Annotated in this window: 16 protein-coding genes; 6 read left to right on the top strand and 10 right to left on the bottom strand. The window is 56.8% G+C overall.

All coding sequences use genetic code 11. The features are described from left to right. Positions 1-34 precede the first annotated feature (34 nt). On the top strand, positions 35-1,150 hold the full coding sequence (locus BMF08_RS12910) for a PQQ-dependent sugar dehydrogenase (RefSeq protein WP_072567968.1): 1,116 nt from the start codon (positions 35-37) through the stop codon (positions 1,148-1,150). A gap of 34 nt (positions 1,151-1,184) precedes the next feature. Here BMF08_RS12910 and BMF08_RS12915 read toward each other — a convergent pair whose 3' ends face one another. Together BMF08_RS12915 and BMF08_RS12920 are read right to left on the bottom strand one after the other, a co-directional pair. Next, a complete protein-coding gene (locus tag BMF08_RS12915) occupies positions 1,185-2,480 on the bottom strand; it encodes an ABC transporter substrate-binding protein (RefSeq protein ID WP_072567969.1) in 1,296 nt (431 codons plus the stop codon). Continuing rightward, a complete protein-coding gene (locus BMF08_RS12920) occupies positions 2,481-3,584 on the bottom strand; it encodes a cellulase family glycosylhydrolase (protein WP_072567970.1) in 1,104 nt (367 codons plus the stop codon). 156 nt (positions 3,585-3,740) lie between these two features. Here BMF08_RS12920 and BMF08_RS12925 point away from each other — a divergent pair, with 156 nt between their 5' ends. Further along, a complete protein-coding gene (locus BMF08_RS12925; protein WP_072567971.1) occupies positions 3,741-4,754 on the top strand; it encodes a LacI family DNA-binding transcriptional regulator in 1,014 nt (337 codons plus the stop codon). Here the strand turns inward: BMF08_RS12925 and BMF08_RS12930 are convergent. Further along, on the bottom strand, positions 4,747-5,373 hold the full coding sequence (locus BMF08_RS12930; protein ID WP_072567972.1) for a glutathione S-transferase family protein: 627 nt from the start codon (positions 5,371-5,373) through the stop codon (positions 4,747-4,749). The genes BMF08_RS12925 and BMF08_RS12930 overlap by 8 nt on opposite strands. Before the next feature lie 258 nt (positions 5,374-5,631). Between BMF08_RS12930 and dacC the strand changes: the two genes are divergently transcribed. Then, positions 5,632-6,834, top strand: a complete 1,203-nt coding sequence (gene dacC, locus BMF08_RS12935; protein WP_072569425.1) for a serine-type D-Ala-D-Ala carboxypeptidase — start codon at positions 5,632-5,634, stop codon at positions 6,832-6,834. A 101-nt stretch (positions 6,835-6,935) separates the two neighbouring features. Here the strand turns inward: dacC and deoR are convergent, their stop codons facing one another. After that, on the bottom strand, positions 6,936-7,703 hold the full coding sequence (gene deoR / locus BMF08_RS12940; RefSeq protein ID WP_072567973.1) for a DNA-binding transcriptional repressor DeoR: 768 nt from the start codon (positions 7,701-7,703) through the stop codon (positions 6,936-6,938). Between the two features lie 66 nt (positions 7,704-7,769). Further along, positions 7,770-8,363: an undecaprenyl-diphosphate phosphatase gene (ybjG, locus tag BMF08_RS12945; RefSeq protein WP_072567974.1), complete on the bottom strand. Its 594-nt coding sequence runs from the start codon at positions 8,361-8,363 to the stop codon at positions 7,770-7,772. Between the two features lie 304 nt (positions 8,364-8,667). Here ybjG and BMF08_RS12950 point away from each other — a divergent pair, with 304 nt between their 5' ends. Then, complete coding sequence (locus BMF08_RS12950; protein ID WP_072567975.1) at positions 8,668-9,897, top strand: MFS transporter; 1,230 nt, start codon at positions 8,668-8,670, stop codon at positions 9,895-9,897. A gap of 50 nt (positions 9,898-9,947) precedes the next feature. Here BMF08_RS12950 and BMF08_RS12955 read toward each other — a convergent pair whose 3' ends face one another. From BMF08_RS12955 to BMF08_RS12970, 4 genes are all read right to left on the bottom strand, one after another. Further along, positions 9,948-11,156, bottom strand: coding sequence for an MFS transporter (locus BMF08_RS12955; RefSeq protein WP_072567976.1), 1,209 nt, complete (start codon positions 11,154-11,156; stop codon positions 9,948-9,950). A 70-nt stretch (positions 11,157-11,226) separates the two neighbouring features. After that, on the bottom strand, positions 11,227-12,015 hold the full coding sequence (locus BMF08_RS12960; protein WP_072567977.1) for an OBAP family protein: 789 nt from the start codon (positions 12,013-12,015) through the stop codon (positions 11,227-11,229). Positions 12,016-12,118: 103 nt separating this feature from the next. After that, positions 12,119-12,859, bottom strand: a complete 741-nt coding sequence (locus BMF08_RS12965; protein WP_072567978.1) for a DUF6216 family protein — start codon at positions 12,857-12,859, stop codon at positions 12,119-12,121. Positions 12,860-13,102: 243 nt separating this feature from the next. Then, complete coding sequence (locus BMF08_RS12970; RefSeq protein WP_072567980.1) at positions 13,103-14,788, bottom strand: aspartate:alanine antiporter; 1,686 nt, start codon at positions 14,786-14,788, stop codon at positions 13,103-13,105. Positions 14,789-15,070: 282 nt separating this feature from the next. Here BMF08_RS12970 and BMF08_RS12975 point away from each other — a divergent pair, with 282 nt between their 5' ends. Beyond that, positions 15,071-15,442, top strand: a complete 372-nt coding sequence (locus BMF08_RS12975) for an inner membrane protein YbjM (RefSeq protein WP_072567981.1) — start codon at positions 15,071-15,073, stop codon at positions 15,440-15,442. 19 nt (positions 15,443-15,461) lie between these two features. Here BMF08_RS12975 and BMF08_RS12980 read toward each other — a convergent pair whose 3' ends face one another. After that, positions 15,462-15,725: a GrxA family glutaredoxin gene (locus BMF08_RS12980; RefSeq protein ID WP_072567982.1), complete on the bottom strand. Its 264-nt coding sequence runs from the start codon at positions 15,723-15,725 to the stop codon at positions 15,462-15,464. Between the two features lie 172 nt (positions 15,726-15,897). On the opposite strand from BMF08_RS12980, the gene nfsA reads away from it, so the two are divergent. After that, positions 15,898-16,620 (top strand): oxygen-insensitive NADPH nitroreductase, encoded by a 723-nt coding sequence (gene nfsA / locus BMF08_RS12985; protein ID WP_072567983.1) that lies wholly within the window; start codon positions 15,898-15,900, stop codon positions 16,618-16,620. The last annotated feature ends 58 nt before the right edge of the window (positions 16,621-16,678 follow it).

The raw sequence follows: 16,678 nt of genomic DNA on the forward strand, positions 1-16,678 counted from the left end.
TAATCTTTATCCAGTGCGATTAAAGGAGAGCAATATGCGCCGTTCCCCCCTGCTGGTCATTCCTGCCCTGTTATTGAGCACATCAATATTTGCCGCCCCTGCGCCGGTCAAGGTTGATGCCCTGCAAACCAAACTTGATCACCCCTGGTCACTGGCGTTTTTGCCGGATAACAAAGGCATGCTCATTACCCTGCGCGGCGGCCAGTTACGCCACTGGCAGGAAAACGGCGGCCTGTCAGATCCGATAAGCGGCGTACCCCGCGTCTGGGCGAACGGCCAGGGCGGATTACTGGATGTGGCGCTGGCGCCGGATTTTGCCAGTTCCCGCCGCGTCTGGCTGAGCTACGCCGAAGCCGACAGCGACGGCAATGCCGGTACAGCGGTAGGCTACGGCAAACTGAGCGACGATCTTAAGCGGCTGGAGAATTTCCAGACGGTGTTCCGCCAGACGCCAAAACTCTCCACCGGCAACCATTTCGGTGGACGGCTGGTGTTTGATGGTAAAGGGCATCTGTTTATCGCGCTGGGGGAAAATAACCAGCGACCCACGGCGCAGGATCTGGACAAACACCAGGGCAAACTGGTGCGCTTAACCGAGGATGGTCAGGTGCCGGAAGATAATCCGTGGGCCGGTAAAGCCGGTGCGCGGCCGGAAATCTGGTCGTATGGCATTCGTAATCCGCAGGGCATGGCGATGAATCCCTGGAGCGATGCCCTGTGGCTTAACGAGCACGGCCCGCGCGGCGGCGATGAGATCAATATTCCCGAACGCGGCAAAAACTACGGCTGGCCGCTGGCGACCCACGGCATTAACTACAGCGGGCTGAAGATCCCGGAAGCGAAGGGCGAGATCGTGGAAGGCACCGAGCCGCCGATCTTTTACTGGAAGCAGTCCCCGGCGGTAAGCGGTATGGCGTTTTATAACAGTCCGACTTTCCCGCAGTGGCAGAACAAACTCTTTATCGGCGCGCTGAAGGACAAGGACGTGATCGTCATGAGCGTGAACGGTAATAAAGTCAGCGAAGACGGGCGCATTCTCGGCGATCGCAATCAGCGTATCCGCGATGTGCGCGTCGGGCCGGACGGGTATCTCTATGTGCTGACCGATGAGTCTGATGGCGAGCTGCTGAAAGTCAGCCCGCAGACCTGATTTGCGCGCCAGCAGTACCGGCGCGCAGGGAAGGTTAACGCATCACGCGTTTCAGGATGCGGTTGGCCTGCTGTTCAAAATCGCTGGCCGCCTCCTCGACGCTCATTTTGCCGTAGTCGAGCTTTTCACGTACGGCGGTAAAGAGCGCGCCAAACTGCATATCTTCCATATAGGGGGTGGCGACAAAGTTATTCGGCAGGGCGTAGGACTGCAACAGCCCGGCGATCACCGGATCGCTGTCCAGCAAAATGCCTTTTTCCCGCAGCAGTTTATCCGCCGCCTGACTCAAAGGCGCGCCGCGCTCCAGCCCCACCGGGATCACGCCTTCCGGCTCGTTCACCAGAAAGTTCAGCAGCAGCGCCGCCTCTTTTGGGTGCTTCGTGGTACGGCCTATCGAGTACATGATCGCCGTTTTCCGGAACTGTCCGGCATCTTTCGCCCCTGGCAACAGTGGATAGGGGCCTGGCACCAGATCGGCGGGATTTTTCAGCGTCACGCTCTGCGACGGGTAGAGCACGTTCCAGTTATAGCTGCCCGCCCATTCGCCCTCCATCCAGGGTTTCAGCTCATAAATCGGCGTGCTTTTCGCGCCGTAGGAGGCCAGCACTTTGGTATCGGGCAGTACATGGTTATCCACCAGCTTTTTATAGAAACCGAATGCCCTGGTAAGATCGGCCCGATCCCAGGCCAGACGTTTTCTGTTTACGTCGATCATCGGCTTTTGATCCTGCTGATACATCCACGAAAACACCAGCAACATACAGTCCTGCTCGCCGACGTAGATCGGATAGGCGTTATCGCCGAGCTTTTCCTTAAATACCGTCCCTGCCGCCAGCAGTTCATCCCAGCTTTTCGGCAGCGGCAGCCCGGCCTTCTGCCAGCTGGCCTGATTGTAATAGAAGCCCATTACGTTGGTGGACAACGGCAGGGCGTTGAGCTTGCCGTTGACCGTGGTGGTGGCCAGCGCGGCAGGGGAAAACTGGTTTAGATCGAGCGTACCCGCAAGCTGATTCAGATCGTAAAAGCCATCGCCTTTTCTGGACATTAGCGTCAGCCAGTTCCAGTTGGTCTGGATCAGATCGGCTTCCGTTCCGCTGTTGATCTGCGTGGTCAGCCGTGAGAAGTAGCCTTCCCAGCCGGTATATTCCGCTTTCACCTTAATATCCGGGTACTTCGCTTCGAAAGCCTGCAGGGCGGCGAGCGTCGCCTGATGGCGATCTTTGCCGCCCCACCAGGAGAAGCGCAGCGTCACCGCATCGGCGCTGAACGCGGGGGCCACCGCGCTGGCGCAGCAACAGGCAATAAGGAGAGGTAAGAGTCTTTTCATGATTCACTCCTCATTACCGAAGGCGTACTGCTGGATCTGCTGCTGGCGGGCGGTCAGGCGTTTGACAAGGTGCATCTCCTGCTCGCGCCAGGGTTCGCCTTCCGGCGTCAGCACATCGTGAAACCACAGCGACTGCGGATCCGGATGGGTTTTATTCACCCCCGGCCACGGCAGCCAGGTCTGGGTTTTGCCCTGCACCAGCCCCCAGTGATAACAGCCGGTCTGATAGAGGCTGAACAGCGGCAACTGCTCGCTGAACACGCAGCCGGTATGACGTGAAAGCCACTCGGTGCACAGCACGGGCCGGTCGTACTGCGCCAGCGAATGCAGGATCTCCAGCTGCATCATGGTCGGCGCGTAGGCGTGATAAGTGATGATGTCCGACTGCTCCAGCGCCGCGATATCAATGGGGTGCAGAAAGGCTTTGTTTGCCGCCACGTCCGCATGCCATGCGCCAATGGTGAGCGGCTGAACGGGATCCACATCCCGCGCCCAGTCAAACGCGCGATAGACCAGCTCCAGCGCAAAGCCCTCCAGCGCCTCGTCATATTCGGCATATTCGACCGGCGAGACGAACAGCCCGCGGTTGCCGGGTTCGTTATAGAGATCCCAGATAGTGATGCGATCATCGTCGCCAAAGCTGCCGATCAGGTCGCGCACGTAGGCTTCGACGCGCGGCCACTGGCCTGGATCCATGACGATTTTGCGTCCGGGGCTGGCCGCCGCCTGGCTGTTATGCACCGCCGGTCTGGGGGGCTTTTGCGGCCCGGTGAACGGCTCATCGCCTGAAAAAGCGCAGTCATCCATCAGCGTCAGCATGACTTTCAGACCGTGGCGGGCGGCCAGGCTGAGAAAGGTATCAATACGCGACAACAGGCCATCGCGGTCACTTTCCCAGACGATAAACGGCAGATTGGTGCGCAGACTGTTATAGCCGTAGCGCTCCGCCCAGCCCAGCTCCTCATCAATGGTGATCGGATCGAAGGTGTCCGCCTGCCACATCTCCGTCCAGTTTACCGCCGTGCGCGGCAGATAATTAAAGCCGCAGGCCCAGCCGTGTTCCTTATACCAGCCTTTTGCCTGCTCACTACTCCAGCGTGTTCTCATGACGTCCTCCCTGGTTGAATATTATTAGCTAATATTTATTAGTGCGCGCAGATAGTGAGCGTTTTTACGTCCCGATACTGTTATTCCATTCACAAAACAGCGATCCGGAAGAAGGAGCCTGATGTGGTATAGTCAGGCGGGGCTTGAGGACGAAAAATGCAGAAGAAAAATAAAATTACCATGGGCGATATTGCCCGCCTGGCGGGCGTTTCCCAGGCGACGGTATCGCTGGTGCTGAATAACAGCCGCACCATCCGGTTAAGCGACGCCACAAGAGAGCGCGTGTTTGATGCCGCGAAAACGCTGGGTTATCAGAAGCTGGCGGTGCAGCACCGCCCGGAAGGGCAGGAGGAAGTGGCGCTGCTGGTGAGCGGTATGCCCGGCTACGATCCCTTTGGCGATGCGCTCAGTGAAGCCAGCGCCTGTGCCTGGCAGCACGATACGCTGTTGTCAGTGTACGATTACGGCGAGGACAGCGAGCTGGCGCGGCATATCCTGCGTCAGCTGGCCAGCCGCCGTTGCGCCGGGGTGATTTTTGCAAGCCCCGTGACGCGCCCCTTTGATTTCTCGCCGTTCGAGGGCGTGTGCGATTTTCCGGTCGTGCTGCTTAATCAGTACGACGAACAGCGCCCACTGCTGCCCACCTTTTTACCCGACGATCGCGCCAACGCCTGCCAGATAACACAGCATCTGCTGGATCAGGGGGTCACCCGTATCGCCCATATTTCCGGTGATGAATGGATGGATGCCAGCAAGGAACGTCTCGAAGGCTATGAGCAGACGCTGCGCCACGCCGGGATCGAACCGGATGCGGCGCTGGTGCATAAAACCGACTGGTCGCTGAACGCGACTTTTGCCGCCACGCTGGAACTGATGCAGTTGCCGCAGCCGCCGCAGGCGATCTTCTGCGCCAGCGACTGGATGACGCTCGGCTGCTATCAGGCGCTCGCCACGCTGGGGAAACGTATTCCGGAAGATGTGCTGGTATGCGGCTACGACGATCAGCGCATTTCGCATCAGCTGACGCCGATGCTCACCAGTATACAGCTGGCCTATAACGAACTGGGCAGAATGGCGGTGGAGTATCTGTGCGCCGGGGAAGATGCCGCGGCGCACATTAAGCTGGTGGGAAAATTGCAGGTTCGCGCCAGCAGTCAGCGCATCAGGTGATCGGGATCATCACCACGCTCTGCACCGTCGGGCGCTCGCACAGCTGCTGATACCAGCGCGTCAGGTTCGGGCGCGGCGTCCAGGCGGTGTGCACATTCAGCAGGCTGTAAACAAAGGGCGCGAGGGCAATATCCCCCAGACCAAACTCCTTGCCGGAGAACCACGGCGTGCTGGCCAGCGCCTCGTCGAGGATGCCGAGCAGGCCATCACAATCGGCAATCGCCTCGTCAATGGCTGCCCGATCGCGCTGCTCCGGCGGGGTTCTCACCAGTCCTTTAAGGATCACGCTGTGGCGGGGCGCCAGCGTAGTCGCTGACCAGTCCATCCACTTTTCCGCCTGCGCACGGGCAGCCGGGGCGTCGATCCATAAGCGTCCCTGACCATACTGCGCGGCCAGAAAACGCACGATGGTATTGGATTCCCACAGCACGCTGTCAGTTTCGTCATCGCGCAGCAACGGCACCAGACCGTTCGGGTTCATCGCCAGGTATTCCGCATCATGATTCAGACCGTACTGTAAACCGGCCAGAATTTGCGTGTAAGGAAGTTCAAGCTCTTCCAGCGTCAGGCGGACTTTTTTGACGTTGGTGGAATTATTTCGGCCCCACAGGGTAATCATATAAATTCCTTCTCGGTGGACAGCGGGAACGCGCGCCAGGCACGTCTGATCCTCTATGTTGAAATAAATTTAACATTCAGGCAACGACTTACAAAAAAAATCCTCCACTTGCGGCGTCGATCCCGTAATTTGCATAAACTTTAAAAAACTTTACCGGTTAATGATTGGTTTCCATGCCTGAGTACGTTATTACTCACCGTTTATTGCGAAGCGGTGACGTGACGCGATTTGTTTTGAATGGATACACGGGTGGCATTTATGACGCATTTCGCTTTATCCCTGCGCGGCCTGGCGGCGGGCTCTGCGCTATTATTTCTTTTCTCCCCTTCGCTGTATGCGGTTGAACAGGTTCCGGCGGCACCGGCAGTGGATGCCCGCGCCTGGATACTGATGGACTATGCCAGCGGTAAAGTGCTGGCGGAAGGCAACGCCGACGAGAAGCTCGATCCGGCCAGCCTCACCAAGCTGATGACCAGCTATGTGGTCGGACAGGCGCTGAAGGCGGGAAAAATTCATCTTAACGATATGGTGACGGTAGGCAAAGACGCCTGGGCAACGGGCAACCCGGCGCTGCGCGGCTCGTCGCTGATGTTCCTCAAGCCTGGCGATCAGGTGCCGGTTTCCGAACTGAATAAAGGCGTGATCATCCAGTCCGGCAACGATGCCAGCATCGCCATCGCCGACTACGTGGCGGGCAGCCAGGATTCCTTCGTCAGCCTGATGAACAACTATGCAAAACGGCTGGGGCTGACTAATACCACCTTTAAAACCGTGCACGGTCTGGATGCGCCAGGGCAGTTCAGTACCGCCCGGGATATGGCGCTGCTCGGCAAAGCGCTGATCCACGATGTGCCGGAAGAGTACGCCATCCATAAAGAGAAAGAGTTTACCTTCAATAATATTCGCCAGCCGAACCGTAACCGTCTGCTGTGGAGCACCAACCTGAATGTCGACGGCATGAAAACCGGCACCACGGAAGGGGCGGGCTATAACCTGGTGGCCTCCGCGACCCAGGGCGACATGCGCCTGATTTCAGTGGTGCTGGGCAGTAAAACGGATCGCATCCGCTTTAATGAATCTGAAAAGCTGCTGACCTGGGGCTTCCGCTTCTTTGAGACCGTCACGCCAATTAAGCCGGATGCGACTTTTGTCAGCACCCGCGTGTGGTTTGGCGACAGCAAAGAGGTGAAGCTGGGGGCAGGCGAAGCCGGGTCTATTACCATTCCGAAAGGTCAGTTAAAGAACCTGAAAGCGACCTGGACGCTGACCGAGCCGCAGCTGACCGCGCCGCTGAAAAAGGGCCAGGTGGTGGGCACGATCGATTTCCAGCTTAACGGCAAAGTGATTGAAAAACGGCCATTGCTGGTAATGGAAGCGGTGGAAGAGGGCGGTTTCGTCAGCCGGATGTGGGACTTTGTGCTGATGAAATTCCACGAGTGGTTTGGCAGCTGGTTCTCGTAACCGGACCGGTTTTTTTGTTGCCGGGTGGTGGTCACGCTTACCCGGCCTACGGAACATGTGTAGGCCCGGCAAGCCTGCGCCGCCGGGCAACTCAACCCGCACTATGCGTCTGAATACATCAACGTGATCTGTTTCGCTTTCGCCAGCGCGCATAACGCCTCGTCCGGGCGGCGGTCGCTGACGATGGCGTCAAAAGCGTCCAGATCGCCCATACGCGCCGGGCGCACTTTATCAAACTTACTGTGATCCACCACCAGCACATGATACTGCGCATGGGCCATCGCCCAGTGCTTCACCGGTAACTCTTCCAGATTGAAACAGGTCGCTCCCTGGACCGGGTGCACGCCCGCCGCTGAATAAAATGCCAGATCCGGGCACAGGTTATTCAGCGTCTCGTTAAAGTTCAGCGGTTTAAAAATCGCATTGCTGGCGTGGAACTCGCCGCCGCAGAGGATGGCCCGACACAAGGGCTTTTCCTGCAACGCCATAAAAGTATTCAGCGAGTAGCAAATGGCGGTAAAGGGCAGATCCTGAGGAATGGCGTCAATGATCCAGGGCGTGGTGGTACCGCAGTCAAAAAATACCAGTTGGTGCGCCTGCACCAGCTTAGCGGCATATTGCGCGGCCAGACGCTTTTCATCCACCAGGCGGGTTTTCTGATCGCTTAACAGATAGTGGCTGGCGGTACGCGGCTCCAGCACGATATAACCGCCAAGCAGGACCACAGGCGCATTGCGGGCGCCGAGATCGCGACGAATGGTCATTTCTGAAACGCCTAATAACGCCGCCGCCTCTTTCAGGTGCAGCTTGTCGGTACGCTTCAGCGCCTGTAACAACAGGCCTAAACGCTCGTCACGTTTCGTTTCCATAAATCCCCTGGCATGATGAAAACCCCGCTCGCTGCGGGGTGCTCAATCTTACCTGTGCCGGCAGGCTTAGTCACGCACCCAGCCTTTGCGGATCGGCAGAGCAAAACAGACGCGGTAAGCCCGTTGCAGGGCGGCGTATAACGACTCGCCGAACGCCTGCCACAGCATCTGCGCCGTCAGACAGCCGCTGATGCCCACCAGCAAACCGCCCAGCATATCCAGCGGCCAGTGCACGCCGAGATAGACGCGCGACCAGGCGATCAGCAGCGCCACGCCCATCATCGCCACGCCGGACCAGATGCGGTGCCAGAACAAAAACGCCAGCGCAAAGGTAAAGGCGACGGTGCCGTGATCGCTCGGATAGGAATCATCCGGCGCGTGATGCAGGAAGTTATAGCCCACGCCCTCGACAAACGGACGATCGTGGGGGAAAACGTGCCCCATTACCCAGGACACCACAAGGCTGACGACGATCGCCAGCGCCATTTTAACCACTAACTGCCGCTGGGCAGGCCCCCACAGCCAAAGCACCACGGCCAGCAGCGGCACGATGTGGATCAGATCGCGGGCAATGAGAATGGCTGCCTGGATCAGCCAGGCGGGGGAGTCCGGCGTCGCATTCATCCAGGCGAACAGGGTATAATTCAGATCTTCCAGCATCGTATTGTCACTCTTTTGCCGCAGGCTACCTGTAGTGGCGCGTTGAAAAAGGGATCACCTTAGGATCACCGCCTTCGCCGGTAAACCAGTTTTGTCTTAGTTGTCCGGCGCTTGTGAGCAACCGGAATGAACACTCTGCGATAAGAGCATGCCGGAGCCCGCTTAAACCGTGGCAAAATAGCCCACGGGAAAACGGCGGTTAATGCCGTAAAATGTGCGAAACTTTGTGCAGGTCGCAAAATTCGCTGTTACAGGGACGGCGCATTCATTACACTTTGCGCGATTTTTCAGGATAAAAAATTTCATGCCAAACCATGCTTTACCTGGCCGCCGTTTAGGACGCCAGGCGTTGTTGTTTCCGCTCTGTCTGGTCCTGTACGAATTCTCAACTTATATCGCGAACGACATGATCCAGCCGGGCATGCTGGCGGTGGTTGAGCAGTACAACGCCGGCATTGAGTGGGTGCCGACCTCCATGACCGCTTATCTGGCGGGGGGAATGTTTTTACAGTGGCTGCTGGGGCCGCTGTCGGATCGTATTGGCCGCCGCCCGGTGATGTTAACCGGCGTGGTGTGGTTTATCGTCACCTGTCTGGCAACCCTGCTGGCGCAGGACATTGAACAGTTCACTATCCTGCGCTTTTTACAGGGTGTGAGCCTGTGCTTTATCGGTGCCGTGGGCTATGCCGCCATTCAGGAATCCTTTGACGAGGCGACCTGTATCAAGATCACCGCGCTGATGGCGAACGTGGCGCTGATTGCGCCGCTGCTTGGCCCGCTGGTGGGCGCCGCCTGGGTGCATGCTGCGCCCTGGGAGGGGATGTTTGTGCTGTTCGCGGTGCTGGCGGCTATTGCCTTTTTCGGTCTGCATCGCGCGATGCCGGAGACCGCCACGCGGCTGGGGGAGCCGTTATCCCTTAACGCGCTGGGGCGGGATTATAAAGCGGTAATGAAAAATGGCCGCTTCGTGGCGGGTGCGCTGGCGACGGGTTTCGTCAGCCTGCCGCTGCTGGCGTGGATCGCCCAGTCGCCGATCATCATCATCAGCGCCGAAGGCATGTCGAGCTACGAGTACGGCCTGTTGCAGGTGCCGATTTTTGGCGCGCTGATTATTGGTAACCTGGTGCTGGCGCGCCTCACCTCGCGCCGTACCGTGCGCTCGCTGATTATCATGGGCGGCGGGCCGATTGTGGGTGGTCTGCTGCTGGCGGCGGTGGCAACCGTGGCGTCATCCCATGCTTATTTGTGGATGACCGCCGGGCTGAGTATTTATGCCTTTGGGATTGGCCTTGCCAATGCCGGACTGGTGCGCCTGACGCTGTTCGCCAGCGACATGAGTAAAGGCACGGTGTCTGCTGCCATGGGCATGCTACAAATGGCGATTTTCACCGTCGGCATTGAGGTCAGCAAACACGCATTTCTGGCAGGGGGTAACGGTCTGTTCAGCCTGTTTAATCTGGCGAACGGCTTGATCTGGCTGGTGCTGATGGTGGTGTTCCTGAAGGATAAATCCGTCGGTAACGCGTTGTCATAGGCTGTTAAAACTGTAAGCCCGGCAAGCTTGCGCCGCCGGGCAAATCAGGACTAATTCTCACACGGCTGATTTTGTGGCTCAGGTTTCGCCACCGCGCGGGCAACCAGCGCGGCAATGATCACCAGCCCCAGCACCACCATCATCGCGCTGCGCAGACCATAGTGCTCGCCGAGGAAGCCAAGCAGCGGCGGTCCCACCAGAAACGCCAGATAGCCGGTGGTGGCGACCACGCTGACGCGCGTCGGCGCATCCGGGCCGGTATCGCTGGCGGCGGAAATGGTCAGCGGGAAGCCGAGTGATGCCCCCAGTCCCCACAAAATCACCGACACGCCCGCCACCCAGGCGCTGTCCACAAAGATGATCAACGCGATGCCCAGTGCGCCCATCAACGCACTGGCGCGCACCACCGCGACGCGGCTGTAGCGGTCGATAAACCAGCCGCCGGTAAAGCGTCCCACGGTCATACCCAGCGTAAAGCCTGTATAGATGAGCGAGCCGGAGGTCGGGCTGAACCCGTGCCCGTCCACCATCAGCAGCGGCAGCCAGTCATTGGCGGAACCCTCCGCAAAGGCCATCGCCAGCACCACCACGCCGATCAGCATCAGCTGGACATCGCGATAAAAAGGCACGCCTTTCCCGCCCTGACCGTTCTCCTCAGCGGAGCCCTTGCCGGTGCCGTCCGGTATGGCAGTGATGGCGATAATAATCGGCATAATGGTGGCCAGCGCCGCCAGCAGAATATGCAGATTAGCGCTCACGCCGAGCGCCGTCAGCCCCATGCCGACGCCTGCGCCCGCCAGGGTACCGAGGCTGTAGAAGCCGTGCATCATCGGCAGCACGGTTTTATCCAGCGCCTGCTCCACTGCCGCGCCTTCGACGTTGATCGCCACTTCGGCAGAGCCGAGGCTCGCGCCAAATACTGCCAGCCCGCAGGCGAACAGCAGCGGCGACGCGAACCACAGCGCCACGCTTAAGATAATCATACCGACCACGCTGAAGGACATGGCGGTGCGGATAACGCTGCGGGTGCCGAAGCGCTTAACCAGCCAGCCGGAGGAGAGGACGCCGCTCATCGAGCCGACGGACAAACCGAACAGCACCACGCCCATCCCGGCTGTAGAAACAGACAGGGTGTCGCGTATCGCGGGGGTACGCGTGGCCCAGGAAGCCATTAACAGGCCGGGTATAAAGAAAAACATAAATAACGCCCAGGTGCGGCGTTGCAGTGCCTTGCGGGGCGAGTGCGTCAGTGCGTTCATGCAAAATCTCCGTTGTGAAGCAAAAGTGTACGGCATTCTGCAAAAGAGGGTAAACCCGCAATGTTAATTATTATTGAACCGTTGCCGGGCGTTTTTCCGCAGGCGCAAAGCGGGTTTTACCGTGCGCATGCTCGCCGCCGCCCTGTCCACGCTTAAGCTGTATCACTTCGCCACGCTGCCAGGCATCGGCACCGGGGGCGACCGGGTGCGCATCCAGATCGCGGCGCGATTCGCGGATTTCTTTCGTATTCACGTCAAAAAGGCGATCGCGTTCGGCAAGCAGGGCGGGATCAAGCTGGCCGTCAGCGGTAAAGCCCATCATCAGCGCCGGAATGCCCAGCGGCAGGGTTTTGTCGCGATCAGTGTGCCAGGTGTGCCAGGTTTTACCGTAGGTATTAACGATTTTGCCCATCAGCGCTTTTTCCGCAGGCGCAGGCAGGCCAGGACCAATCAGGCTGCCGGACATCACTTCATGCCGGTGGCTGTGCCAGAGCTTTTTCTCTTCAGGCGGAAGGGTATTGAACAGCCGCTCGCTGATAATGTATTCCACGCCCATGAGTTTGGCATCGCGGGTATTACCGTCGTAAATCACTGCCTGCATCACGTCTTCGTTTAACACGGTGACATAATGGTGCGCTTCCATCTGTCCGTTCTGATCGCCATTATAAAAATGAAATCCGTCGAGATAAGTATTGATGGCGTCGATCGGCGGCCTGGACTGCATCACGCTGGCACCGGATTCCAGCAGCTGCAATTTACCGGAGGTTTCAGCGCCAGGCGCGGTGACTTTTGATGGTGAACTGCTGCCGCCGCAGCCGGAAAGAACCAGGGCGGTAAGGATGTACAGGGGGAATTTCATGTCAGCTCCGTAAGACTGTTCAGGGTCTAATAACCTTAGACGGTAATGGGATTTACGGCAGGAGAGTGATGAAGAACATGGCATCATTAGCGTTTCTTTATAATTATGTGAGATAGCTTTCAGCTTTTTTGTGTTGCTCAATAATATGTTTCCGAACTACTTTCCGATAATACAGCGTCAGTATCGCGCTGATTGCCAGCCAAAATAAACCTGTTTCAAACGTACTCAGTGCGGCGTAGAGCACGGTTTTGCTCTTCTCAAAATTTGTAATCTCTTTCGAAATGTACCGGGTATGTTCCTTTTTCCTGAACATGTCGCAAATGAAACCCGTCAGATCCGCAGACAGTCTGCTTCGCTGCGACAGGGTGTTAACCGGTGTCTGGTCACATTGCTCAGTCGTTACGGCTAAGGAATGACCGGAAAATAGTGATGCCGATTTTGCACTGTCATGGGTTAAATAAAAGAATTCATTGGTGGGCTTATACACCAGCAAAGTCCAGTTCTGCGGTGTAAGCAGGGTTTTAATGTGCATAGCGGAGAGATATGACGCCGAACCCGCGCCAAAGATGATAAGCAGAAAACCAAAGAATAGATCGGTTCGGGTATTTTTCGGGATCGTCTTTAAGGGAAGGCTGACATAAAAGAGCCGTAGCGGCCATGCCGGAATACCTGCCTGCAAAAGAAATTCCGATTTGCCTTTAATGGGAGCCGTAAGAAACTTTCTTATCAGAAGGAATGCAGCGTAAATACCACCAATTAAGCTGAAGATGCCGGTAAGTGTACCCACCGGAGAGGTAATAAATTCGTTGGTGATAATATCTGCGACAGAATCAAAACTCTTCATAGTGCCTCCTTGCCTGGTAATGAAGGTGTCCGGAAGAGGGGGGACGCGCCTGAGGTTCAGGTTATCTTGTCACAAATTTCAGGCAATAAAAAACCCATCAACCTTGAACCAAAGATGGCGGGGTTGATGGGCTCCACAAAATGGGGACATCAAAGAAAAGCAGTGGCAATAGTTATGACTGGCGCTTTGCGGAAAAGTTCTCGCGAAAGCATAAATAATTTGCCACTCCGGTCAGGTTGAGACTTATCCTAGCCCCGGCCAGATAATGATGATCAGCGTACCGGCAAGGGTCAGCAGCACGTTGGCGATGGCGTAGGTCCCGGCGTAGCCCAGCGCGGGGATGTTACTGCGCGCGGTGTCGCTGATGATTTCCATCGCCGGGGCGCAGGTGCGTGCGCCCATAATGGCGCCGAACAGCAGGGCGCGGTTCATGCGCAGCACATAAGCGCCAAACAGAAAACAGATCACCACCGGCACCAGGCTGACCAGCAAACCTGCCGCCAGCATCTGGCCGCCGACAGCGCCAAGCCCGTGACCGATGCCGCTCCCCGCGCTCAGCCCGACGCCTGCCATAAATACCATCAGGCCGAACTCTTTCACCATATTCAGCGCGCCCTGGGGGATGTAACCAAAAGTCGGATGGTTAGCACGCAGGAAGCCGAGCATGATCCCGGCGAACAGCAGACCGGCGGCGTTCCCGATGCCGAAGCTGAAATTGCTGAACTGGAAGGTGATCATGCCGATCATCAGCCCGACGATAAAGAAGGCGCAGAAGGCCAGCAGATCCGTGACCTGGCTGTGAATGGAGATAAAGCCGATGCGGTCGGCGATAGTTTTCACCCGTCGCGCGTCGCCGCTCACCTGCAACACGTCGCCCTTGTTGAGCAGAATGTTGTCGTCAATGGGCATCTCAATCTGGCTGCGGATCACGCGGTTAAGGAAACAGCCGTGATCGGTCAGCTTTAACTGCGCCAGGCGGCGACCCACAACGTTGTGGTTTTTCACCACGATCTCTTCGGTGACGATGCGCATGTCCAGCAGGTCGCGGTCAAACACCTCTTTACCATTACGGAAGCTCGGATCGAGACGCGCATGGGCATCCGGGTAGCCGACCAGCGCGATCTCATCGCCCATCTGCAATACCGCATCGCCATCCGGCGCGGCCAGGATGCCATTGCGGCGGATGCGCTCGATGTAGCAGCCCGTCTGGCGATAAATGCCCAGCTCGCGCAGGTTTTTACCATCGGCCCAGGCCACCAGCTCCGGCCCCACGCGATAGGCGCGGATCACCGGCAGATAGACTTTGCGGCTGGCGTCGGTATCCAGGCCGCGCTCGCGGGCGATTTGCTGGGCGCTGGTCTGTAAATCCTGATGTTGCAGTTTAGGCAGATAACGCGCGCCGACAATCAGGCTGACCAGTCCAATCAGGTAAGTTAATGCGTAGCCGAGGCTTAAATGATCGAGCGCGGAGGAAAGTTGCCCGCTGTCCATACCCGAGTGGCGCAGCGTGTCGCCGGCACCCACCAGCACCGGCGTGGAGGTCATGGATCCGGCGAGCATGCCGGCCGTCAGGCCAATATCCCAGCCGAATAATTTACCCAGACCAAGAGCGATAAGCAGCGCGCTGCCGACCATCACCAGCGCCAGCATCAGATAGTTTTTGCCGTCGCGAAAGAAAATTGAAAAAAAGTTGGGTCCTGCTTCCACACCGACACAAAAAATAAACAGCATAAAGCCTAAATTGAGCGCGTCGGTGTTAATCGCAAAATGCTGCTGGCCCAGTAATAAAGAAACGACTAAAACGCCAATGGAATTACCCAGTTGAATGGAGCCGAGGCGCAATTTTCCGAGGCAAAGCCCGAGAGCCAGTACCACGAATAATAACAGTATGTAATTCCCATTTAACAAATCTGCGACGTTTATATTCACGGAGTCTAACTTCTTGTTTACTTGTAAGCTGTTGAAAGAAATAATAAATTGCGCTAATGTTTTGCTTAAGGCCAGACGTTAATTAAAACAAATTCACTGACCAAAAATAGCCTGCAAACATAATCAGGCCGTAGTTTAGTCTTATTAAGAAACCACGGCTAGTCAGAATCGTGCATGTAAGTGGGTGGGTAATTTGGCAAGGATTGCTGCATAGCTTTATCTGACCGGGCGTTCCGAAGGAACGCACGAGGCGCTTGATAGAGGCAGTGTCAGGAGGATTGTTTGAAATCTAAACGTGGTTGGGCAAGCGCGTTTTGCTGCTTTCTGCTGTTTATTGTGGTGTGTCTGTCACTGGCGCTGAAGATGAAAGGGGCGTTTCGCGCGTCTGGTCATCCGGAGCTGGGCCTGTTGTTTTTTGTTATACCCGGTGCCGTCGCAAGCTTTGTATCCCGTAAGCGTCAGGTACTGTTGCCGCTGATGGGAGCGATGCTGGCCGCGCCGCTGTGCTTTGTGCTGATGCGCATGGTTATCGCGCAGGAGCGTGAATTCTGGCAGGAGCTGGCGTGGTTATTCAGTGCGGTTTTCTGGTGCGCGCTGGGGGCGCTGTGCTATCTGTTTGTCAGTAGCATGATGAGTAAAAAGGGGCGGAGTTAACGCCCCTTTTTTATTACTGTTAAGCGAACAGGCCAAGATTGGCTCTGGCGTACGCTTCAAAATCAGTGCAGCCGCCAATGTGTTTCTGATCGAGGAAAATCTGCGGCACGGTTTCTACCGGCTTACCGACGGTTTTTTCCAGATCGGCTTTAGTAATACCTTCCGCGTGAATATCCACGTAGCGATAGTTAAAATCATCGCGCTCAGCAGTTAATTTTTCTGCCAGTTCTTTAGCGCGTACACAATACGGGCATCCCGGGCGACCAAAAATTACAGCGAACATACACTCTCCTTAATGCTTGAGGCCTGACGGCGAATGAAACCATCATGACGACTATGGTCAGGCAGGGAAAGCAGGTTTTACCTGTTGGTCTGATACCGTAAGGCTATGTTTCGCCAAAAGCTGTCAGATAATTTCATCTATAATCTCATCCTTTTTTACCCGGAGAGATGTAATGACCCCGACTATTGACCTGCTGCTTGCTCATCGTTCCATTCGCCATTTTACCGGTGAGCCCATTACCCGGGTGCAGCGCGATGCCATTATTGCCAGCGCACAGGCGGCGTCCAGCTCCAGCTTTTTACAGTGTTCTTCCATTGTTCGCTTAACCGATCCGGCGCTGCGTGAAAAGTTTGTCACCCTGACCGGCGGACAGCAGCATGTGGCGCAGGCGGCGGAGTTCTGGGTGTTCTGCGCTGATTTCAATCGCCACCTGCAGATCTGCCCGGACGCGCAGTTAGGCCTGGCGGAACAGCTGCTGCTTGGCGTGGTGGATACCGCGCTGATGGGACAAAACGCCATGACGGCGGCGGAATCCCTGGGTCTTGGCGGCGTTTACATCGGCGGTATCCGTAACAGCATTGTGGAGGTCACGGAATTACTGGCGCTGCCGAAACATGTGCTGCCGCTGTTCGGCCTGTGTCTTGGCTGGCCCGCGGATAACCCGGACGTGAAGCCGCGCCTGCCTGCGGCCATGGTGGTGCATGAGAATCGCTACCAGCCGGTGGATGATGCTTTACTTGCGGCCTATGACGATGAACTGGCGGAGTATTATCTGACCCGCGGCAGCAATAATCGCCGCGATACCTGGAGCGATCATATTCGCCGCACCATCATTAAAGAAAACCGCCCCTTTATTCTCGATTATTTGCATCAGCAGGGCTGGGCAACGCGATAAATCACGTTCATCCTGCGCGCGCCTGCGTGTATTATACGCAGGCTTTTCCAGGTCTTGT

It is taken from the genome of Enterobacter sp. SA187 (assembly GCF_001888805.2).
GTDB lineage: Bacteria > Pseudomonadota > Gammaproteobacteria > Enterobacterales > Enterobacteriaceae > Enterobacter_D.